We start from the raw sequence: 21,035 nt of genomic DNA, 5'->3' as shown, positions 1-21,035 counted from the left end.
GAAGCAGGCGGCCGGTTCCGGCCATTCCAGCGATGGCACTCAAGAAATGCCGCGACCTGCCGATTCCGTGCATGTCGACTTGCATCCGGACCTGACATGAGCACACCTGCCGCACCCCTCGCCGCCCAAACCGCAACGGCCGGCGAATTCCTCACCTTCACCCTGGGCAAGGAAGAGTACGGCGTGGACATCCTCAAGGTGCAGGAGATCCGCGGCTACGACGCGGTCACCCGCCTGCCCGACGCGCCGGACTACATCAAGGGCGTGATCAACCTGCGCGGCACCATCGTCCCGGTCATCGACATGCGGGTGAAGTTCCGCCTGGAGGCCAAGGTCGACGCGCTGACCGTGATGATCGTGCTGAACGTGGCCGACCGCGTGGTCGGGATGGTGGTGGACAGCGTGTCCGACGTGGTGCAGCTGACCGGCGAGCAGATCCGGTCGATGCCGGAAGTCGGCACCGGGATCGATCGCCGCTTCCTCACCGGCATCGGCGCGCTGGACGAGCGCATGCTGATCCTGCTCGACATCGAAGGGCTGATGACCAGCACGGAAATGGGCCTGGTGGTCGACAACGCCACCGCGCAAGCGGCCTGACGCCGCATCCGATGCCGGCCCCTGCGCCGGCATCATCGTTTCCGGACACCCGCAGATTCCCCGGGCGGCCCCGACGCGCGCCCTCTTGCCACGGTCTTCAGCCCCGCAATGAGCATCCTCACGTCGCTGTCGCGCGCCCTCGCCAACCTGTCCGTCCAGCGCAAGCTGATCCTGCTCACCCTGATCAGCGCGATCGGCGTGATTTCCGTCGCCGTCATCGCCGCGCGCTTCCAGTACCTGGACGTCAACAAGACGCGCAAGATCGCGCTGGACATCCGGGTGCAGCTCGCCAACAGCGTGCTCGACCACTACCGCAAGCTGGAACAGGACGGCAAGCTTCCGCGCGCCGACGCCCAGCGGCAGGCCCTGGCCGCGCTGAGCACGATGCACACGGACGACAACGACAACTACTTCTACGTCCTCGACACCGGCAACCGGATGCTGATGCATCCGCTGCGCAAGGACCTGGTCGGGCAGGACCTGAAGGACTACCGCACCGAGCACGGCGACCGGCTGTTCTACGACCAGCTGGAATCGGTGCGGCGCGGCGACGGCTTCACCACCTACCACTGGGCCAAGCCCGGCCACGGCGACGCGCCGGTGCTGAAGATGGCCTACGCGCGCCTCTACCAGCCGTGGAACTGGGTGGTCGCCACCGGCGTCTACATGGACGACGTGCAGGCGCAGGCGTGGCGCTTCACCGGGATCATGACGCTGGCCGGCGGCCTCCTGGTGGTGGCGCTGTTCGGGCTGGGCTGGCTGATCGGCGACCGCATCGTCGGCCCGCTGCGCCGGGCGACCTCGGTGGCCGACGCGATCGCCCGAGGACGCCTCGACAACGCCATCGTGCAGACCTCGCGCGACGAATGCGGGCAGCTGCTCGGCAGCATGCGCGGCATGCAGGAGACGATCCAGGCCGTGCTCGCCGCCCAGCGCGAGATGGAGCGCCGGCACGAGGAAGGCACGATCAGCTACCGGATGGACGCGGACGCCTTCCCCGGCGACTACGGCGCCATGGTGGCCGGCACCAACCAGCTGGTCGCCGGCCACATCGGCGTGAAGATGCAGGTGATCGAGCTGGCCCAGCGCTACGCCATCGGCGACCTCAGCCAGGACATGCCGCAGCTGCCCGGCGAGAAGGCCGAGATCACCGAGACCATGGCCACGATCAAGCGCAACCTGAGCGCGATCAGCCAGGGCATCCGCCGGCTGGGCGACGCCGCCGCCAACGGCGATTTCAGCCTGCGCGGCGACGCCGACAGCTACCAGTACGACTTCCGCGAGATCGTGCTCAGCCTCAACACGCTGATGCAGACCACCGACGACAACCTGGCCCGGACGTCGTCCCTGCTCCAGGCCATCGCCCGCGGCGACCTGACCGCGCGTATGGAAGGCGACTTCCAGGGCGTGTTCGCGAAGATGCGCGACGACGCCAACGCGACGGTGACGCAGCTCACCGACATCGTCGGCCGCATCCAGGCCTCCGCCGCCGACATCAACACCGCCACCCGCGAGATCGTCAGCGGCAACGACGACCTGTCGCAGCGCACCGAGCAGCAGGCGGCGTCGCTGGAGGAAACCGCGGCATCGATGGAGGAACTCACCTCCACCGTGCGCCAGAACGCCGAGAACGCGCGCCAGGCCAACCAGCTGGCGCAGGGTGCGGCCGGCGTGGCCGCGCAGGGCGGCAAGGTGGTCCAACAGGTGGTGGCGACGATGAGCGCCATCGAGGCGTCGTCGAAGAAGATCGCCGACATCATCGGCGTGATCGACGGCATCGCCTTCCAGACCAACATCCTCGCCTTGAACGCGGCGGTGGAAGCGGCGCGCGCCGGCGAGCAGGGCCGCGGCTTCGCGGTGGTCGCAGGCGAGGTGCGCGCGCTGTCTCAGCGCAGCGCGGGCGCGGCCAGCGAGATCAAGCAGCTCATCATCGACTCGGTGATGCAGGTCGAGGAAGGCAGTGCCCTGGTGGAACGGGCCGGCCAGACCATGACCGAGATCGTGGGCAGCGTGCAGCGCGTCACCGACATCATGGCGGACATTTCCGCCGCCTCGCAGGAGCAGAGCAGCGGCATCGAACAGGTCAATCAGACCGTTACCCAGATGGACGAGACGACGCAGCAGAACGCGGCGCTGGTCGAGGAAGCGACGGCGGCAGCGCGCTCGATGGAGGAGCAGGCGCGTCAGCTGGTCGAAGCCGTGGCGATGTTCCGGCTGGAAAGCTCCGCCGCCCGTCCGACCGCGCACGCGTCGGCGTCAACGGTTTCCCAGCCGGCACCGAAGGCGGCTCCGTCGCAGTCGGCGCCGGCGAAGAAGCCGGCCGTCGCGCCAAAGCCGGTCAAGCGCAGCGCGCCGCCCCAGGCCGAAGGGGACGACTGGCAGGAGTTCTGAGCCACCCGACGCCGGCTGCATGGCCGGCGTCGCGCATCGGGCTCAAGAAACGTCCGGCACGGCCGTATCAACGGGATACGCCCTCGCCGTGCGTCAGCGGGACCGGGCGGCTGTCCGCGTACGCACGCCTCTGGAGACCCGCATGCCCTGCCCCATCCCGCGCCGCGCCCTGCTTGCCGCCGCCCTGCTCGCGGCCTGCGCCGCGCCCGCCGCCGCCTCCGGCCTGCCGTTCGACATCGCCCCCACCGCCAACCTCCAGTACGAATGGGCGCGGGTGGATTCCGACCTCGGCTCGCTGCAGACCGAGGACGGCTTCCGCCGGGCGCGGCTGGGCCTGCGCATCAAGGGCGACAACAAGAAGTGGCAGCTGGTGCTGGACCACGACTTCGCCGACAAGACGCCGCCCGACGCCTACCTCGAACTGACGCCGGGCGAAGGCCAGTCCTTCCGCATCGGCCAGTTCAAGCAGCCGTTCGCGCTGGAGGACGCGATCGCCGACAAGCAGACCGCGTTCCTGGAAGCCTCGCCGGTCGGCGCGTTCGTGATCAGCCGCCGGATCGGCGCGGAATACGCGCGCTGGGGCAAGCGCGGCACGTTCAACGCGGCGGTGTTCGGGCACCGGCTGGACGGCACCAGCGATTCGCCGGGCGCCAGCCTGCGCGGCACCTGGCTGCTGCGCTCCGGCAAGGAGGACAGCGCGCACGTCGGCCTGAGCCTGGCCAGCGAATCGCCGCGCAGCGACAGCGCCAGCTACAGCCTCAACGCCGGCACCACGCTCAGCGACCTGCGGCTGGCCTCCACCGGCGCCATCGCCGGCGTGGACCGGATCGACCGCGCCGCCGTCGAGGGGCTGTGGGTGCGCGGCGCGTGGTCGCTGCAGGCCGAAACCGCCAAGGTCTTCCTGCGCCGCGATGCCGGCGACCTCGGCGGCGACGCCAGCACCGTGCAGCTGACCTGGTCGCCCACCGGCGACGGCCGCAGCTACAAGCGCGGCGTGGCGACCGCACCCGCGCCGAAGGGCCACGTCGGCTGGGAGCTGGCGCTGCGCTGGGGCGTGATCGACCTCGACGACGGCCCGGCGATGCGCGGCGGCCGCGCCGAAAGCTGGGGCCTGGCCGCCACCTGCTACCCGCATCCGAACGTGCGGGTGATCGCCAACCTCCTGCAGTACGACAGCGACCGCCGCGGCGTCGCCAACGATCCGCTGACCGCCGGCCTGCGCGTGCAGCTCACCTACTGAGCGGGGAAATCGCCATGTTCCAGAATCTGACCATCGGCAAGCGCCTGACCATCGGCTTCTCCGCGCTGGCGCTGCTGATCCTGATCACCGGCGCGTTCTCCGCGCTGCGGATGGGCGTCATGCAGCAGGGCGTGCGCCAGCTGACCCTCGAATCCGTCCCGCAGATCCGCCGGCTCGGCCAGCTCGCGACGGCGCTGGCCGAATACCGGGTCAGCGAGCGCGGCTACGTCGCCAGCCAGGACACGCCCGAGAAGGCCGCCGAATACCTGGCCGAGATGGAAACCGGCAGCAAGGACATCGACGCGCTGATCAAGGGCTACACGCTCTTTCCCGGCGACAAGCGCGACGCCGAGCTGAAGGCCGCCGTGCAGAACCACGCCGACGCCTACTTCGCCAACAGCCGCAAGCTGCCGGCCGCGCTGGCCGCGGGCGACGCGGCGCCGGCCAAGCAGGCCGGCGACCTGCGCCAGGCCACCGCCGACGCCGTGGCCGCGCTGCTGGACTACAAGGTGCAGTGGCTGAACCGCAACGTCGCGGATCAGGAAAAAAGCTACCGCTTCAACCTGGAAGCCATCGCCATCCTCGTCCTGATCGCGCTCGCGCTGTCGGTGGCCGGCGCCATCGGCATCAGCCGCTCCATCGTGCGTCCGCTGCACGAGGTGGTGAGCTTGGCGAACGCGGTCGCGCGCGGCAACCTCGACGGCCGCATCGCCTGCGACGACCGCAGCGAGGTCGGCGACCTCGCCCGCGCCATGCGCGGCATGGTGGCGACCCTGAACGACTTCGCCGCCGGCCAGGCCGAGATCGAGCGCGAGCACGACGCCGGCAACATCGACTTCCGCCTCGACGCGGCGCGCTTCAGCGGCGCCTATGCACGCATGGCCGAGGGCATCAATACGCTGGTGGCCTCGCACATCGGGGTGAAGATGAACGCGATCCGCATCATCGCCCAGTACGCGCGCGGCGACCTGTCCGAGGACATCGAGCGCTACCCCGGCCAGAAGGCGCGCATCTCCGAGGCCGTGGACGCGGTGAAGGCCGGCCTGCTGGCGGTCACCGCCGAGATCAAGACGCTGGTCGACGCGGCGGTGGCCGGCGACTTCGGCAAGCGCGGCGACGCCAGGCGCTTCGAGTTCGTCTACGCCGAGCTGATCGGCGGCCTCAACGCGCTGATGGACACCGCCGACCACGGCTTGTCCGAAGTCGGCGAAGTGCTGTCCTCGGTGGCCGACGGCGACCTGACCCGGCGCATCGACACCCGCCTGCCCGGCCGCTTCGGCGACCTCGCCAACGACACCAACAGCACGGTCGAGCACCTCACCGGCATCGTCGGGCAGATCCGCACCGGCAGCGAATCGATCAATTCGGCGGCGGCGGAGATCGCGCGCGGCAACGAGGACCTGTCGCGCCGCACCGAGCAGCAGGCGGCGGCGCTGGAGGAAACCGCCTCGTCGATGGAGGAGCTCACCTCCACCGTCAAGCAGAACGCCGACAACGCCCGCCAGGCCAGCCAGCTGGCGCACGGCGCGGCCGGCGTCGCCGAACAGGGCGGCCACGTGGTCGGCCAGGTGGTGGACACCATGACCGGCATCACCGAGTCGTCGCGCCGGATCGCCGACATCATCGGGGTGATCGACGGCATCGCCTTCCAGACCAACATCCTGGCGCTGAACGCAGCGGTGGAAGCGGCGCGTGCCGGCGAACAGGGCCGCGGCTTCGCGGTGGTCGCCGCCGAGGTGCGCACGCTGGCCCAGCGCAGCGCCGGCGCCGCCAAGGAGATCAAGCAGCTGATCACCGACTCGGTGATCCAGGTCGAGGAAGGCAGCGCGCTGGTGACCCGCGCCGGCCAGACCATGGGCGAGATCGTGGACAGCGTGAAGCGCGTGACCGACATTATGGCCGACATCTCCGCCGCCTCGCAGGAACAGAGCGCCGGCATCGAACAGGTCAACCAGGCCATCACCCAGATGGACGAAGGCACCCAGCAGAACGCCGCGCTGGTCGAGGAAGCCTTCGCCGCGGCGCAGAGCATGGAGCACCAAGCCAGCGAGCTGGTGGGGCTGGTGGCGGCCTTCAAGACCACCCGGCGCTGAGGGGAAAGACGCCGCTCCTTTCCCCGGCATGCGGGAGAAGGGTCCCGCAGAGCCTGCACCCGCGAAGGCGGGAGCGGATGGGGCGGCCAAGCTCGCGTGAAGCCTCCCCGCCTGCGGCAACTCCCCCACCCAGGGAACCCCAAAAGAAAACGCGCCGACATGCGGCGCGTTTTCTTGTTCCCGGTAATGCCAAGCAGCCCGCAGGCCGCCCCGGAATCAGAGCTTGAATTCGAGCTTCACCTTGCCGCGGCTTTCACCCGGGGCGAATTCCCACTGCTTGACCGCCTTCACCGCGGACGCCACGAACACGCGGCCCGGCTTGGCGTCGACCACCGACACGTCGGTCACCTTGCCGTCCGCGCCAACGCTGTATTCCAGCTCGACGTAGCCGGTCGTGCCCGCACGGGCTGCATCCGGCGGATACACGGGATCGACCCGCTTGATCGGATTGCCGGCCACCGCCGGCAGGGACAGGGCCATCGCCGCGGCGAGGGCCGCCATTTTCAGGAAACGATGGAAGGGACGATGCATATCAGGGGCTCCAGTTTGTCCACGCACGCTTGCGGTCGTATTCGTCATCGGCCGGGGCCGGCCTGACTTGAGCCCCGCAGGCGTTCGATGCCGAAGAATGGGAAATCCGTCACATTCACGTCGTCCCGTAGCCTTCATTGCTGACTCTCCGTTAAAGATTCCGGCCGGTGAGCCGATGCCGGCTAGGCAACCGTCTTCCGAAATTGCGCCATTACAGGGGCCCGACCGCAATGCAACAAAGCCATTCACTCGCCGACCGCCTCCTCGCTCCCGCGACCCGCCTGATGGCGCGATTGCGCTTCAACCAGAAGGCCCTGCTGATCGGCGCTGCGTTCACCCTGACCTGCGGCGTGCTGGCGGCGCTGGTGGTGACCCGCTCGCTGGGCGAAATCTCGGATGCGCGCACCGCCCGCTCGGCCACCGTCGGCCTGGATGCCCTGCACGACACCCAGCTGGCGATGCAGGACCACCGCCAGCTGCGCGCGCGCCAGCTGGCCAAGGACACGACCGCCAGCGAGCAGGACTTGGCCGCCGCCGCCGCCAACGTGGACAAGTCGCTGGCCGCGTTCGACGCCTGGCTGGCGAAGGCGGGCCTCCACGACGAGGACCTGACCAACTCGATGAAGGCCACCCGCGCCGCCTGGAAGAAGGCGTTGGCCACCGAGGGCGATGGCGGCCCCGACGCCGACACCGCCGCGCTGGACGCGCTGCGCACGGAAATCGGCCGGCTGGCGTTCACCTCGATCACCGCCATCGCCTCCGACACCACCATGCTGCGCGGCGGCGAGATCGGCGGCATCCTGCTGCCGGAACTGTCGGCGGCCAGCGCCAAGCAGGCCATCGTCGGCATCCGCGTGCTGGGCGAAGGCGCGATCTGGGTCAGCGACCGCACCGAAATGGCGGTGCGCAAGAACATGCAGGGCTACCTGACCGGCCAGATCGACGGCGGCCGCAAGTACATCGAGAAGGAACTGCCCGGCGGCGCCGCGACCTTCGGCAAACCGATGACGGCCGCGCTGCAGGCGATGGAAGCGCAGAACAAGATGATCCAGGAAAAGATCCTGGACGCCGAAACCCCCGAATCGCCGGTGGCCGAACTGGCCAAGCAGGACCAGGCCACCCGCGTCGCGATGAACAAGGCGATGAAGGGCGTGAACGCCGCCATCAACATCGCCGGCGACCAGGCCATCGCCAGCCTGCAGCGCAAGGCGTTCGCCACCATCGGCTTCGTGATCCTGGCCCTGCTGGCCGCCGCCTATCTGTTCATCGGCTTCACCCGCGGCACCCGCGAGGCGCTGGGCAACATCGCCGCCGGCGCCAAGGCGCTGGCCTCCGGCCAGTTCTCCGACCGCATCCACGTCGACACCCGCGACGAGCTGAACGACATCGGCCGCGGCATGGAGGAAGCAGCGGGCGCGCTGCGCAAGTTCGCGAACGCCCAGCAGACCCTGTTCGAACAGCACGAGGCCGGCGACATCGACGGCCGCATCGACGCCGAGGCGTTCCCCGGCTCGTTCGGCGTGATGGCCGAGCAGGTCAACACCCTGGTCGCCTCGCACATCGGCGGCACCCTGCACATCGTCGACGTGATCGCCGACTACGGCCGCGGCGACCTGTCGCGCGACGTGGACCGCATGCCCGGCAAGAAGGCCGACGCGGTCGCGGCGGTGGACGCCGTCAAGGCCGGCCTGCTGGCGGTCAACGGCGAGATCAAGCGGCTGGTCGATGCGGCGGTCGACGGCGACTTCAGCAAGCGCGGCGACGCCGCCCGCTTCGAGTTCGTCTACCGCGAACTGGTCGAGGGCCTGAACCAGCTGATGGCGACCGCCGACGGCGGCCTCAGCGAAGTCGGCAACCTGCTGTCGGCGGTGGCCGACGGCGACCTGACCAAGCGCGTCGAAACCCACCTGCCCGGCCAGTTCGGCCAGCTCGCCGCCGACGCCAACCGCACCGTCGAGGGCCTGGCGAAGATCGTCGGCGACATCCGCCAGACCTCGGACGGCATCAACGCCGCCGCCGGCGAGATCGCCGCCGGCAACAGCGACCTGTCGATGCGCACCGAGCAGCAGGCCGCCTCGCTGGAGGAAACCGCCTCGTCGATGGAGGAACTCACCTCCACCGTGCGCCAGAACGCCGACAATGCCCGCCAGGCCAACCAGCTGGCGCAGGGTGCGGCCGGCGTGGCCGCGCAGGGCGGCGACGTGGTGCAGCAGGTGGTCGCCACGATGAGCGCCATCGAGGCCTCGTCGAAGAAGATCGCCGACATCATCACGGTGATCGATGGCATCGCCTTCCAGACCAACATCCTGGCGCTGAACGCGGCGGTGGAAGCGGCGCGGGCCGGCGAGCAGGGCCGGGGCTTCGCGGTGGTCGCGGGCGAAGTCCGCGCGCTGGCGCAGCGTTCGGCCGGCGCGGCGAAGGAGATCAAGCAGTTGATCGAGGAGTCGGTGGGCAAGGTGACCGACGGTTCGCAGCTGGTCCGCCAGGCCGGCAGCACGATGAGCGAGATCGTCGCCTCGGTGCAGCGCGTGACCGACATCATGGCCGACATCTCCGCCGCCTCGCAGGAACAGAGCAGCGGCATCGAGCAGGTCAACCAGGCCATCACCCAGATGGACGAAGGCACCCAGCAGAACGCCGCGCTGGTCGAGGAGGCGTCGGCCTCCGCCGAGAGCATGCGCCAGCAGGCGGCGCAGCTGGTCGAAGCCGTGGCCGCGTTCCACACCGGCAGCAGCAGCGCCGGCGCCGCACAGGCCGCGAAGAAGGCCGCCGCCGCGCCTGCACCGGAACGCGCCGCCGCGTCCGCTCCGGCCGCCCGCAAGGCGTCGCCGCCGCGCAAGCCGGCGGCCCCGGCCGCCGCGCCCGCCACGCGCACGCGCGGCACCACCAACGGCAACGCTGGCGGCGACCAGCACTGGCAGGAGTTCTGAGCGCCATGCGCGGCCGGGACACGCACGCGTCCCGGCCGCGCCCTTCCCCACCTCCTGCCGCCGCAGCCGCGCAGATGACCTTCGAGCCTCCGCACGCACGCAGCCCGCACGACGCACCGCCTGTCGACTCCGGCACGGCCGGCAACGGCAGAGACGGGCGGCTTGCGGACGTGGCGGCGCTGGCGGCGGCGGCGTTCGACGCGGACGCCGCCGCCTTCGCCACCTGCGACGACGGCCGCGTCTTCCTGCTGGCCGGCGCCGGGCTGGACAACTCCACCCCGGGCCCGCTCGCCCACGATCATCCGATCGCCCGCGGCTGGGAGCGGCACGCGCCGCTGCTGGTCGAGCCCGACCTGCCCGCCGATCCGCGCTGGCGCATCCGCTTCCTCGCGGCCATCGCGCTGCATTCGCAGTCCGGCCGGCGCCTGGGCACGCTGGCGGTGTGCGGCGCCGACCCGCGCCCCGCACCGACGCCCGCGCAGCTGGACACGCTGGCCCGGCTCGGACGCATCGCCTCCAACCTGCTGGAACGGCACTACGCCGAACGCCAGGCGGTGATCGTGGCGCAGGTCGGCGAACAGGCCCGCGAGGCGGTGCTGATCGGCGACCGCGGCGGCAACGTCATCTGGCACAACCGCGCGGCCGAACGCCTGTTCGGCACGCCGCTCGAACGCCGGCCGCTGTCGTCGCTGTTTCCCTCCGGCCTCCAGTCCGACCGCGCGCAGGCAGAAGCCTGGCTGGACGCGCAGACCGAAGACTCGCGGCAGCTGCGCATCGTCGCCCTGGACGGCAGCCTGCGCCTGCTCGACGCCACCCGCTCGATCTGGCGGCACGGGCCGGACCAGGGCGCCACCCTGATCCTGCACGACGTCACCGAGGCGGCGAACCAGCGCGCCCAGCTCGACCGGCTGGCCCACTACGATCCGCTGACCGGGCTGCCCAACCGCAACGGCCTGCTGGCGGCGCTGGAGGCGCATCCGGACTGGGGCGTGGCGCTGATCGCCATCGACCGCTTCAAGTGGATCAACGACGGCCTCGGCCACAGCGTCGGCGACCGCGTGCTGCAGGCGTTCGCCAGCCGATTGCAGACGAAGACCGACGCCGAAGTGAGCCTGGCGCGGGTCGGCGGCGACGTGTTCGCGGTCGCCTGCCGCGACGACCGGCTGGCGCCCTCGGACGATCCCGAGGCGCTGGTGCCGGCGATGATCCGGCTGCTGGAAAAAACCCTGCACGTGAGCGGCCACGCGGTCAACGCGGACGTCAGCGCCGGCGTCGCGCTGCGCGCCGACGTGCACGGCGAGGGCGACCCGCTGGCCTGCGCCGACCTCGCCCTGTACCGCGCCAAGTCCGCCGGCGGCCACCAGCTGTGCCGCTACAGCCCGTCGATGCGCGCCGACGCGCTGGCCCGGCGCGACCTGGACCTCGACCTGCGCCGCGCGTTCGCGCAGGGCGAATTCGAACTGCACTACCAGCCACAGGTGGACCTGCGCACCGGCCGCATCTGCGGCGCGGAAGCGCTGCTGCGCTGGCGCCACCCGCTGCGCGGCATGGTGCCGGCCGGCGAGTTCATCGAACTGCTCACCCGCAGCCCGCTCGGCGCCGAGGTCGGCGCCTGGGTGATGCAGCGCGCCTGCCTCGACGCCGCGCAGTGGCCGGATGCCGAGACCTCGGTGAGCATCAACCTGTTCCCCGCCCAGCTCGGCGAACAGCTGGCAGCGCAGGTGGAGAACGCGCTGGCCGCGGCCGGCCTGCCCGCCGAGCGGCTGGAGCTGGAGATCACCGAGAACATCGCCCTGACCCAGGACAGCGCCGGCGCCGAAGCGCTGGCGCAGCTGCGCTCGCGCGGCGTCAACCTCGCCTTCGACGATTTCGGCACCGGCTACGCCTCGCTGTCGATGCTGCAGCGCTTCCGCATCGACCGGGTCAAGATCGACCGCAGCTTCGTCAGCGGCATGCTGGACAGCAGCGAGGACGCCGCGATCGTGCGCTGGATCCTGATGCTGGCGCGCGCGCTCGGTCTGCGGGTGGTGGCCGAGGGCGTGGAGCAGGCCGCGCAGGCCGAATGGCTGCACAACCACGGCTGCGAGGAGGCGCAGGGCTACCTGTACGCGCGGGCACTCGATGCGGGCACGCTGCTGGCGCGCCTGCGGGACCAACAGGCGGAGACGCAACATGGCTGAACTGACCGCCGGGGACCGCGAAGGCACCGGCTTCGACTTCAACGACCGCGACTTCCGCCGCGCCTGCCGGATGATCTACGCGCGCGCCGGCATCCACCTGGCCGAACACAAGCGCGACATGGTCTACAGCCGGCTGTCGCGGCGCATCCGCGCGCGCGGCCTGTCCTCCTGCGCCGACTACCTGGACCTGGTCGAAGCCGACCCGGACAGCGAGGAACAGGCGTTCATCAACGCGCTCACCACCAACCTGACCTCGTTCTTCCGCGAGGCGCACCACTTCGACGCCCTGCGCGACCAGCTGCGCGCGGTGCCGCGCGGCGAGCCGGTCGACATCTGGTGCTGCGCCGCCTCCACCGGCGAGGAGCCGTGGTCGCTGGCGATCACCGCCTGCGAGGCCTACGGCTCGGACGCGCCGCCGGTGCGCATCCTCGCCACCGACATCGACACCAACGCGCTGACCGCCGCCGCGTCCGGCAGCTACGGCGTGGACCGCATCGCCGACCTGTCCGCCGAGCGCAAGCGCCGCTTCTTCCTGCGCGGCACCGGCCCCAACGAAGGGCTGGTGCGGGTCAAGCCGCACCTGCGCCAGCTGGTGGAGTTCCGCCAGCTCAACTTGCTGGCGCCCGACTACGGCCTGCGCCAGCGCTTCCACGCGGTGTTCTGCCGCAACGTGATGATCTATTTCGACAAGCCCACCCAGTACGAGGTGCTGCGCAAGATCGCGCCGCTGCTGACGCCGGGCGGACGCTTCTACGCCGGCCACTCGGAAAGCTTCGCCCACGCGCAGGACGTGATGCTGCCCTGCGGCCGCACCATCTACCGCGCCGCCCAGGACGCTCGATGAGCGTGCTTCCCTCCCGCGCAGCGCCGGCGCGCAGCCCGCCGCCGGGCAGCTACTACGACCCGGCGCTGGACGCCGATGTCATCAAGCTGCTGCCGGCCGAATGGCGGGTGACCTCGGACGAGGTCGCGCTCGCCACCGTGCTGGGCTCCTGCGTGGCCGCCTGCATCTACGACGCCAGCGCCAACGTCGGCGGCATGAACCACTTCATGCTGCCCGACGCCGCGCCCGGCGACGGCAGCGCACGCTACGGCGCGCACGCGATGGAACTGCTGATCAACGGCCTGCTCAAGCACGGCGCGATGCGCCAGCGCCTGCAGGCCAAGGTGTTCGGCGGCGGCAACGTGCTGCCGGGCATGACCCTCGATCCCATCGGCACGCGCAACGGCAATTTCGTCCTCGACTACCTGTCGGCCGAGCGCATTCCGATCCTGGCGCAGGACCTGTTCGGCAACCAGCCGCGCAAGGTCTGCTTCTTCGCCCGCAGCGGGCGCACCCTGGTCAAGCGCCTGCCCGCCGCGGGCGAGATCGCGCGGGTCGAACGCGCCTATCGCAGCCAGCTGGCGCAGAAGCCGGTGGCCGGTTCCGTGGAGTTGTTCTGATGAGCATGCAGATTCCCCAGCGTCCGGGCGGCAAGATCCGCGTCCTGATCGTCGACGACTCGGCGCTGGTGCGCCAGGTGCTGACCGAGCTGCTGTCGGCCGATCCGGGCATCGAGGTGGTCGGCACCGCGGCCGACCCGCTGATCGCCCGCGAGAAGATCAAGCAGCTCGAACCCGACGTACTCACCCTCGACGTCGAAATGCCGCGCATGGACGGCCTCACCTTCCTGCAGAACCTGATGCGGCTGCGGCCGATGCCGGTGGTGATGGTGTCCTCGCTGACCGAAGCCGGCGCGCAGGTCACGCTGGACGCGCTGGCGCTGGGCGCGGTGGATTTCGTCACCAAGCCCAAGCTCGACGTCGAGCGCGGCCTCAACAACTACGCCGGCGAACTGTGCGAACGCGTGCGCCACGCCGCGCGTGCGCGCGTCGCCCGGTTGCAGCCGGCTGTCGCGGCCGCGCAGGCGGCGCCGGTCATCAAGTACCGCACCACCGACCGGCTGATCGCCATCGGCGCCTCCACCGGCGGCACCGAGGCGATCCGCGTCATCCTCGAAACGATGCCGGCCGACGCGCCCGCCACCGTCATCACCCAGCACATCCCCGCCGCCTTCAGCAAGCCGTTCGCCGAGCGCCTGAACCGCCACAGTAAGATGACCGTGGTGCAGGCCGAGGACGACATGCCGCTGCTGGCCGGCCATGCCTACGTCGCCCCCGGCGGCCTGCACCTGCGCGTGCAGCGCAGCGGCGCGCGCTGGCGCTGCCGGCTGGGCGAGGACGACCCGATCCGCCGCCACCGCCCCAGCGTCGACGCGCTGTTCGAGTCGGTGGCCGTCGCCGCCGGCGCCAACGCCAGCGCCGCCCTGCTCACCGGCATGGGCGACGACGGCGCGCGCGGGCTGCTGGCGCTGCGCAAGGTCGGCGCCGCCACCATGGTCCAGGACGAGGCCACCAGCGTGGTCTGGGGCATGCCCGGCGCCGCCTACACGCTGGGCGCGGCGCAGCAGGTGCTGCCGCTGCAGGAGATCGGCGGCGCGCTGCTGGCGAGCACCGCGGTCGGCGGCGGCTGAGCGCCGCCGCGGGCGATTCCTCTAAAGCCGGCGCCCTGCCCGGCCGTTATCCCCCTTGAGTCCCTGCAGAGATCGACGATGGAATCCCGTGCCCTGCTCCGCATCGCCGCACCGATCGCGCTGATGTTGCTGCTGTTCGTTGCCGAAGCCCTGGCCTGGCCGCTGGCCGTGCGCCTGGCGCTGGTGGTCACCTCCGCGCTCGCGTGGGGCGTGGTGGCCTGGCGTGCGCTGCCCAGCAAGTCCGAGGTGAAGGTGCTGCACGACCACGCCAGGCTGCTCGGCGAGCTGCGCGGCTTCGTCGGCAACGAGATCAATGGTTCGCACGCGGAGATCGAACGCACCCGCACCCTGATCCGCGAATCGGTGGCCAAGCTCGGCGGCAGCTTCGACGCGGTCAACCGCAAGTCGCGCGAGCAGAGCACGGTGGTGGCGCGGCTGGTCGAGCGCACCGGCGACGACAGCGGCTCCATCGACATCTCCCGCTTCGCCCAGCAGGCCACCCAGCAGATGGAACAGCTGGTCGAGGCGCTGGAGCAGGCCAGCAGCCAGAGCGGCGTCACCGTCAGCCACATCGACGCGATGGCCGGCCACCTCGACGGCATCTTCGCGCTGCTGGAAGACGTGAAGTCGATCGCCGACCAGACCAACCTGCTGGCGCTGAACGCCGCCATCGAGGCCGCCCGCGCCGGCGAGGCCGGCCGCGGCTTCGCGGTGGTGGCCGACGAAGTGCGCAACCTGTCCGAGCGCAGCACCGCCTTCAACGAGCAGATCCGCAAGCTGGCGCACAACGCCAAGGAATCCATCGCCAAGGTTCGCGAGACCGTGTCGCAGACCGCCTCGCGCGACCTCGACCGCGCCCGCGTCGCGCGCAACGAATCGGCCTCGATGATGGACCGGGTGGAAGGCATCCACCGCAGCCTCGGCAACGGCATGCGCGACATCGCCGACTGCGGCCGCGCGATCGACGGCTCGGTGGCGGAAGCGGTGCGCTCGCTGCAGTTCGAGGACATCGCCACGCAGGCGCTGACCGCGGCCGGCGTGCACCTGCAGCGCCTGGAGCAGATCAACAACGAAGCGACCACCCTGCACGACCTGCTGCGCGGCAGCCACGGCTTCCAGGACCCGGAAATGCGCAAGGCGCTGGCCCACATCGGCAGCCGCATCGCCCAGATGCGCGGCGAATGGGAGCGCCCGCCGCACAAGCCGGTGCTGCAGCAGAGCATGGACGCCGGCAGCGTCGAACTGTTCTGACGCCCTCCCCGCGTCGCTCGGAAATCCCGGCTCCGGCCGGGATTTTCGTTTTCGCGATGGCAATGTTTGACGCGGATCGACGCGGAAAGAGCCGGATCAAGCGACGCTTGCGCAGTAAATCCGCTCTATCCGTGACATCCGCATAGATCCGCGTCAAAAACCCCGCTCATACACCTGGAAACGGCTCTCGGACCGCCAGCGCCATCCGCGAGCCCAGCCACACCAACAGCAGCCCCGCGGCCAGCGTCGTGCCTAGATAGACCAGCGCCATCCCGCTGCGCGGCGAGCGCGCCAGCAGCAGGCATTCCAGCATCAGCGAGGAATAGGTGGTGAATCCGCCAATCAGGCCGACGATCAGGAACGCACGCCAATACAACGCATGCGGGCCGCGCCCTTCCAGCCAGACCGCGAGAAAGCCGATCGCGAACGAACCGATCAGGTTGGCCGCCAGCGTGCCCCACGGGATGCCTTCGCCCAACCGCCGCAGCAGCGCACCGCTCAGCCAGAACCGCGCCGCGGAGCCCAGCGCGCCGCCGCACATCACCAGGACCAGCTGCTGCCACCAGATCGTCGCCATCGTTCGCTCCTCGTTGCAACCGGAGCGCGCGCCTGCCGCCCGGTGGTGGGGTTGGCAGGCATCATCAGCCGGAACGGCGGTTCGGGGAGGATGCCATCTCCCGTGCGCGCAGTATGCCTAGCCGCCGCGCTCGCCGCGAGCGCGGGCGCGCGCCTCGCGCAGGGCGTCGAGCTTTTCCTTCAGCTTGATCTCCAGCCCGCGGGAAACCGGCTGGTAATAGACGCGCTCGCCCATCCCGTCCGGGAACGCGGTCTGGTCGAGGGCGATGCCGCCTTCGACGTCGTGGTCGTACTGGTAGCCCTTGCTGTAGCCCAGCGACTTCATCAACTTGGTCGGGGCGTTGCGCAGGTGCAGCGGCACCGGCTGTGTGCCCAGCGCGGCGATGTCGGCGCGCGCCGCGTTCAAGGCCATGTAGCTGGCGTTGGACTTGGCCGTGCCGGCGAGATAGATAGCGAGGTTGGACAGCGCGATATGGCCTTCCGGCGCGCCGATGCGGTCGAAGGCGTTCCAGACGTTGATCGCCATTTCCAGCGCGCGCGGATCGGCCAGGCCGACGTCCTCCACCGCCATGATGGTCATCCGGCGCAGCAGGTAGGACGGGTCGCAGCCGCCGTCGAGCATCCGCGCCAGCCAGTAGATGGCACCGTCCGGGTTGGAGCTGCGCACCGACTTGTGCAGCGCCGAGATCTGGTCGTAGAACTGGTCGCCGCCCTTGTCGAAGCGGCGGGTGCGGTCGGCCAGCACCTGATGCAGGGTGGCCTCGGTGATCGTGCCGCCCTCGCCCTCCGCGATGTCGGCGGCGATCTCCAGCAAAGTGAGCGCGCGGCGCACGTCGCCGTCGGCGGCGGCGGCGATCTCGTCCAGCGCCGTATCGTCGATCCGCAGGCCGCGCCCGCCCAGACCGCGCTCCTCGTCGTCCAGCGCCTGCCGCAGCGCCTGCGCGATGTCCGGCGCCGACACCGGCTCCAGCACGTGCACGCGGCAGCGCGACAGCAGCGCGGAGTTGAGTTCGAACGAGGGATTCTCGGTGGTCGCGCCGACGAACAGGATGGTGCCGCGCTCGATGTGCGGCAGGAAGGCGTCCTGCTGCACCTTGTTGAAGCGGTGCACCTCGTCCACGAACAGGAGGGTGCGGCGGCCGGTGTCGAAGCGCGCCTGCGCCTGCGCCAGCACCTCGCGCACCTGCGGCAAGCCCGACAGCACCGCCGAGATCGCCACGAACTCGGCGTCGGCATGGCGCGCCAGCAGCAGCGCCAGCGTGGTCTTGCCGCAGCCCGGCGGCCCCCACAGGATCATGGAATGCATGCGCCCGGCCTCGATCGCGCGGCGCAGCGCGGAACCGGGCGCCAGCAGGCGGTGCTGGCCGACCATGTCGTCCAGCGTGCGCGGGCGCATGCGCTCGGCGAGCGGGCGCAGCGCCTCGCCGGCGACGCTGCCGAGCAGGTCGGTGGAATCGGAGGGCTTTGGCGTGCGCGCGGGCATGTCGCGATTCTACGCGGGCGACGTGCAGGCGATTTTCAGATCGCCGTCCACGCCACTCCAAGGCGCGCATGAACCGGCGGCGTTACCCGCCGATCACGTCCACGCCCTTGCCCGGCACGTAGCTGAAGGTGCCCTTGGCGAAGGCCGGGTTGCGCTTCCAGCCGGAAAACGCGATGGCGGTGCGCTGGCCCAACGCGTCCACGTAGTCCAGCTGCGACAGCTGGCCGTCGGCGAAGCCCAGCCGCGCCGTCTTGAAGCCGGCGTCGGCGCCGCGCGGCGCGATCTCCAGCCACTCCACGCCGTCGCGCGTGCCGGCTTCCTTGACGATGAAATCGCGATCCAGCTTGGCCGGCTCCAGCAGGATGGCGAGCGGGCTGTTGGCCTCCTCCACGCCCTGCGCGCGCTTGCTGACCTGGTTCAGGTCGGGATCGAACACCCACACGGTCTTGCCGTCGGCCACGATCAGCTGCGGATACGGCTTCACGTATTCCCAGCGGAACAGGCGCGGCGCGGACACCGCCACGCGGCCGGTGCTGCTTTCCTTGCGCTTGCCGCGCACATCGAAGACCTGCTGGCTGAACTGGCCGTCCAGACCCTTCAATCCCTTGGCGAAGGCGTCCAGCTCGTCGCGCGCGCCGGCGTTGGCGAGATTGGCGGCCAGCAGCAACGCGGCGGCCAGGGAAGTGGTGGCGATCTTCATGCGGGGTCTCCTGCAACGTTGCGATGCAGTGTGGCGAAACGATGCTGAATGGGATGTGGGAAAGCGTTCCGACGCGGATCGCCGTAGATGACACGGATAAAGCGATCCATTCCTCGGGCTTGGCTCGATCCGCTTTTTCCGCGTCGATCCGCGTCAAGGAAGCCTTCAGGCGCGCGGCGGCGGCGGCGCCAGCACCGTGCGGTCGCCGTTGTGCTCCGGCGTGCTGACGATGCCGGCCGCTTCCATCGCCTCGATCAGCCGCGCGGCGCGGTTGTAGCCGATCTTCAGGCGCCGCTGCACGCCGGAAATCGAGGCGCGGCGGGTTTCGGTCACGATCTGCACCGCCTGGTCGTACAGCGGATCGGCCTCGGGATCGTCGCTGGATGCGGCTTCCGGCAGGCCGTTGGCGCCGACGCTGGTGCCGTCGTACAGGGTCTGCGCCTCTTCCAGCACGCCCTCGATGTAGTCCGGGCCGCCGGCCTGCTTGAGGTGCTCGACCACGCGATGCACTTCCTCGTCGGACACGAACGCGCCGTGCACGCGCTCCGGCATCGCGGTGCCGGGCGGAAGGTAAAGCATATCGCCGTGGCCCAGCAGGGTTTCCGCGCCGCTCTGGTCGAGAATGGTGCGGGAGTCGATCTTGCTGCTGACCTGGAAGGCGATGCGGGTCGGGATGTTGGCCTTGATCAGGCCGGTGATCACGTCCACCGAGGGCCGCTGCGTCGCCAGGATCAGGTGGATGCCGGCGGCGCGCGCCTTCTGCGCCAGGCGCGCGATGAGTTCTTCGACCTTCTTGCCGACGATCATCATCATGTCGGCGAATTCGTCGATGAAGACCACGATGAACGGCAGCGGCTCCAGCGTCGGCGGCGCTTCGTCCAGGCCGGGGTTCGGCTTGAACAGCGGGTCGAGCAGCGGCTGGCCGGCGTCGGCGGCGTCCTTCACCTTCTTGTTGAAGCCGGCCAGGTTGCGCACGCCCACCGCGCTCATCAGCTTGTAGCGGCGCTCCATCTCCGCCACGCACCAGCGCAGGCCATTGGCGGCCTCCTTCATGTCGGTGACCACCGGCGCGAGCAGGTGCGGGATGCCCTGGTAGACCGACAGCTCCAGCATCTTCGGGTCGATCATCAGCATCCGCACGTCGCGCGCGGACGCCTTGTACAGCAGCGACAGCACCATCGCGTTGACCGCCACCGATTTGCCCGAGCCGGTGGTGCCCGCCACCAGCAGGTGCGGCATGCGCGCGAGGTCGGCGACGATGGGCTTGCCGGCGATGTCCTTGCCCAGCGCCAGGGTCAGCGCGCTGGCCGACTTGTCGTATTCCCGGGAGCGCAGCAGCTCGCTGAGATAGATCATCTCGCGGTGGGTGTTCGGCGTTTCCAGGCCGATGACCGACTTGCCGGGGATCACGTCCACCACGCGCACCGACTTCACCGACAGGCCGCGCGCGATGTCCTTGTCCAGCGAGGAAATCTGGCTGACCTTCACGCCGGGCGCGGGCTGCACCTCGAAGCGGGTGATCACCGGGCCCGGATAGGCGCCGACCACCTCCGCGTCGATGCGGAAGTCCTTGAGCTTGAACTCGATCTGCCGCGACAGCGTTTCCAGCGTCTGCGCGTCGTAGCCCTTGGGCTGCGGCTTGGGATCGTCCAGCAGCGCCAGCGGCGGGATGCCGGAGCCGTCGTCGACGTGGAACAGCGGGATCTGCTGCTCGCGCTTGGCGCGCTCGCTCTTCTCCACCGTCGGCGCGGCCGGCGGCTCGATCTTCACCTTCTCGCGCTTGGCGCGCAGCTCGGTGTCGACCTTGCGCGCTTCCACGCGCTCCTCGCGCAAGGCACGCGCCTCGTTCCATTCCTCGGCCTGCTTCACGCCCTGCCGCGCGCCGCGCTGCAGCAGCGACGGCAATGCCAGCACCCAGCCGCCGATCCGGTCCATCACCGCCAGCCACGACAGCCCGGTCGCCAGCGTCACCGACACCAGCAGCAGGCTGAGCAGGAACAGGTTGGACCCCAGCGGTCCGAACCCGCGCTCCAGCGAGCGCCCGGTCAGTTCGCCGAGGATGCCGCCGCTGCCGGCGGAGAAATCGTTGCCGCCGCCGACGCGCAGGTACAGCAGCCCGCAGGCCGCGACCAGGAAGCCGACGATGCCGACCAGCCGCAGCGCCGGGCCGAGGTCGGCCTCGCCGTCGCCGTCCGTGTCCATGCCGAACAGCGCGATCCACGCGATCGCGCCGAGCACGATCGGCAGCAGGAAGGCGACGTAGCCGCACAGGAACAGCAGGAAGCTGGCGATCCACGCGCCGGCCGGGCCGCCCACGTTGTGCAGCGGCGCGAGCAGGCTGGAATCGCGGTCGAAGCCGGGATCGGCCGGCGAATAGGTGAACAGGCAGGCCAGCAGGTACAGCAGCGCCGGCGCGATCACGATCAGGGCGAGATCGCGCCACAGCCGCGAGCGGCGCGGGTTTGCGCCCGCGCGGACGTTGCCCGCCTTCGATGCCGCTTTCCGGCCGGCCTTGCCGACCTCGGACGCCGCTTTCGCCACCTGCGATCA

The 21,035-nt window shown here is 70.3% G+C and carries 15 protein-coding genes and 1 riboswitch; of the genes, 10 read left to right on the top strand and 5 right to left on the bottom strand.

The window, feature by feature from the left end:
• Positions 1 to 96: 96 nt before the first annotated feature.
• From H9L17_RS15410 to H9L17_RS16180, 4 genes are all read left to right on the top strand, one after another.
• Entirely contained in the window at positions 97 to 597 is a 501-nt protein-coding gene (locus tag H9L17_RS15410; RefSeq protein WP_187570288.1) for a chemotaxis protein CheW, read from the top strand.
• A 108-nt stretch (positions 598 to 705) separates the two neighbouring features.
• Positions 706 to 2,988 (top strand): methyl-accepting chemotaxis protein, encoded by a 2,283-nt coding sequence (locus tag H9L17_RS15405; RefSeq protein WP_187570287.1) that lies wholly within the window; start codon positions 706 to 708, stop codon positions 2,986 to 2,988.
• A 142-nt stretch (positions 2,989 to 3,130) separates the two neighbouring features.
• Positions 3,131 to 4,228, top strand: coding sequence for an OprO/OprP family phosphate-selective porin (locus H9L17_RS15400; protein WP_187570286.1), 1,098 nt, complete (start codon positions 3,131 to 3,133; stop codon positions 4,226 to 4,228).
• Positions 4,229 to 4,242: 14 nt separating this feature from the next.
• Entirely contained in the window at positions 4,243 to 6,321 is a 2,079-nt protein-coding gene (locus tag H9L17_RS16180) for a methyl-accepting chemotaxis protein (protein WP_187570285.1), read from the top strand.
• Positions 6,322 to 6,537: 216 nt separating this feature from the next.
• On the opposite strand, the gene H9L17_RS15390 is transcribed toward H9L17_RS16180, so the two are convergent.
• Positions 6,538 to 6,852 carry an energy transducer TonB gene (locus H9L17_RS15390; protein WP_187570284.1) on the bottom strand — a complete coding sequence of 105 codons (315 nt, stop codon included), beginning with the start codon at positions 6,850 to 6,852 and terminating at the stop codon, positions 6,538 to 6,540.
• A gap of 230 nt (positions 6,853 to 7,082) precedes the next feature.
• Between H9L17_RS15390 and H9L17_RS15385 the strand changes: the two genes are divergently transcribed.
• From H9L17_RS15385 to H9L17_RS15360, 6 genes are all read left to right on the top strand, one after another.
• Positions 7,083 to 9,782 carry a methyl-accepting chemotaxis protein gene (locus tag H9L17_RS15385; RefSeq protein WP_246455111.1) on the top strand — a complete coding sequence of 900 codons (2,700 nt, stop codon included), beginning with the start codon at positions 7,083 to 7,085 and terminating at the stop codon, positions 9,780 to 9,782.
• Positions 9,783 to 9,856: 74 nt separating this feature from the next.
• On the top strand, positions 9,857 to 11,962 hold the full coding sequence (locus tag H9L17_RS15380; protein ID WP_187570283.1) for a putative bifunctional diguanylate cyclase/phosphodiesterase: 2,106 nt from the start codon (positions 9,857 to 9,859) through the stop codon (positions 11,960 to 11,962).
• Positions 11,955 to 12,806: a CheR family methyltransferase gene (locus H9L17_RS15375; protein ID WP_187570282.1), complete on the top strand. Its 852-nt coding sequence runs from the start codon at positions 11,955 to 11,957 to the stop codon at positions 12,804 to 12,806. Before H9L17_RS15380 ends, H9L17_RS15375 begins: the two co-directional genes overlap by 8 nt.
• Positions 12,803 to 13,405, top strand: a complete 603-nt coding sequence (gene cheD / locus H9L17_RS15370) for a chemoreceptor glutamine deamidase CheD (protein ID WP_187570281.1) — start codon at positions 12,803 to 12,805, stop codon at positions 13,403 to 13,405. The genes H9L17_RS15375 and cheD overlap by 4 nt, the downstream gene beginning before the upstream one ends.
• Positions 13,405 to 14,475 carry a protein-glutamate methylesterase/protein-glutamine glutaminase gene (locus tag H9L17_RS15365; RefSeq protein WP_187570280.1) on the top strand — a complete coding sequence of 357 codons (1,071 nt, stop codon included), beginning with the start codon at positions 13,405 to 13,407 and terminating at the stop codon, positions 14,473 to 14,475. Before cheD ends, H9L17_RS15365 begins: the two co-directional genes overlap by 1 nt.
• A 78-nt stretch (positions 14,476 to 14,553) precedes the next feature.
• Positions 14,554 to 15,726, top strand: a complete 1,173-nt coding sequence (locus tag H9L17_RS15360; protein WP_187570279.1) for a methyl-accepting chemotaxis protein — start codon at positions 14,554 to 14,556, stop codon at positions 15,724 to 15,726.
• Positions 15,727 to 15,892: 166 nt separating this feature from the next.
• Here the strand turns inward: H9L17_RS15360 and crcB are convergent, their stop codons facing one another.
• From crcB to H9L17_RS15340, 4 genes are all read right to left on the bottom strand, one after another.
• The gene (gene crcB, locus H9L17_RS15355) at positions 15,893 to 16,303 is read right to left on the bottom strand and encodes a fluoride efflux transporter CrcB (RefSeq protein WP_187570278.1); all 411 of its coding nucleotides are present in this window, start codon (positions 16,301 to 16,303) and stop codon (positions 15,893 to 15,895) included.
• A 48-nt stretch (positions 16,304 to 16,351) separates the two neighbouring features.
• A riboswitch (Fluoride riboswitch) is annotated at positions 16,352 to 16,413 on the bottom strand.
• Between the two features lie 7 nt (positions 16,414 to 16,420).
• On the bottom strand, positions 16,421 to 17,698 hold the full coding sequence (locus H9L17_RS15350; protein WP_246455240.1) for a replication-associated recombination protein A: 1,278 nt from the start codon (positions 17,696 to 17,698) through the stop codon (positions 16,421 to 16,423).
• A gap of 169 nt (positions 17,699 to 17,867) precedes the next feature.
• Positions 17,868 to 18,485 carry an outer membrane lipoprotein periplasmic chaperone LolA gene (gene lolA / locus H9L17_RS15345; protein ID WP_187570276.1) on the bottom strand — a complete coding sequence of 206 codons (618 nt, stop codon included), beginning with the start codon at positions 18,483 to 18,485 and terminating at the stop codon, positions 17,868 to 17,870.
• A 165-nt stretch (positions 18,486 to 18,650) separates the two neighbouring features.
• Positions 18,651 to 21,026, bottom strand: a complete 2,376-nt coding sequence (locus H9L17_RS15340) for a DNA translocase FtsK (RefSeq protein WP_187570275.1) — start codon at positions 21,024 to 21,026, stop codon at positions 18,651 to 18,653.
• Positions 21,027 to 21,035 lie beyond the last annotated feature (9 nt).

Source organism: Thermomonas brevis, from assembly GCF_014395425.1.
Taxonomy (GTDB): Bacteria; Pseudomonadota; Gammaproteobacteria; order Xanthomonadales; family Xanthomonadaceae; genus Thermomonas; species Thermomonas brevis.
This window is presented reverse-complemented; position numbering and strand designations above follow the sequence as displayed.

Coding starts and splice junctions, on each gene's coding strand:
- H9L17_RS15410 (WP_187570288.1), top strand. CDS start 97: ATGAGCACACCTGCCGCACCCCTCGCCGCCCAAACCGCAACGGCCGGC.
- H9L17_RS15405 (WP_187570287.1), top strand. CDS start 706: ATGAGCATCCTCACGTCGCTGTCGCGCGCCCTCGCCAACCTGTCCGTC.
- H9L17_RS15400 (WP_187570286.1), top strand. CDS start 3,131: ATGCCCTGCCCCATCCCGCGCCGCGCCCTGCTTGCCGCCGCCCTGCTC.
- H9L17_RS16180 (WP_187570285.1), top strand. CDS start 4,243: ATGTTCCAGAATCTGACCATCGGCAAGCGCCTGACCATCGGCTTCTCC.
- H9L17_RS15390 (WP_187570284.1), bottom strand. CDS start 6,852: ATGCATCGTCCCTTCCATCGTTTCCTGAAAATGGCGGCCCTCGCCGCG.
- H9L17_RS15385 (WP_246455111.1), top strand. CDS start 7,083: ATGCAACAAAGCCATTCACTCGCCGACCGCCTCCTCGCTCCCGCGACC.
- H9L17_RS15380 (WP_187570283.1), top strand. CDS start 9,857: ATGACCTTCGAGCCTCCGCACGCACGCAGCCCGCACGACGCACCGCCT.
- H9L17_RS15375 (WP_187570282.1), top strand. CDS start 11,955: ATGGCTGAACTGACCGCCGGGGACCGCGAAGGCACCGGCTTCGACTTC.
- cheD (WP_187570281.1), top strand. CDS start 12,803: ATGAGCGTGCTTCCCTCCCGCGCAGCGCCGGCGCGCAGCCCGCCGCCG.
- H9L17_RS15365 (WP_187570280.1), top strand. CDS start 13,405: ATGAGCATGCAGATTCCCCAGCGTCCGGGCGGCAAGATCCGCGTCCTG.
- H9L17_RS15360 (WP_187570279.1), top strand. CDS start 14,554: ATGGAATCCCGTGCCCTGCTCCGCATCGCCGCACCGATCGCGCTGATG.
- crcB (WP_187570278.1), bottom strand. CDS start 16,303: ATGGCGACGATCTGGTGGCAGCAGCTGGTCCTGGTGATGTGCGGCGGC.
- H9L17_RS15350 (WP_246455240.1), bottom strand. CDS start 17,698: ATGCGCCCGCGCACGCTGGACGACATGGTCGGCCAGCACCGCCTGCTG.
- lolA (WP_187570276.1), bottom strand. CDS start 18,485: ATGAAGATCGCCACCACTTCCCTGGCCGCCGCGTTGCTGCTGGCCGCC.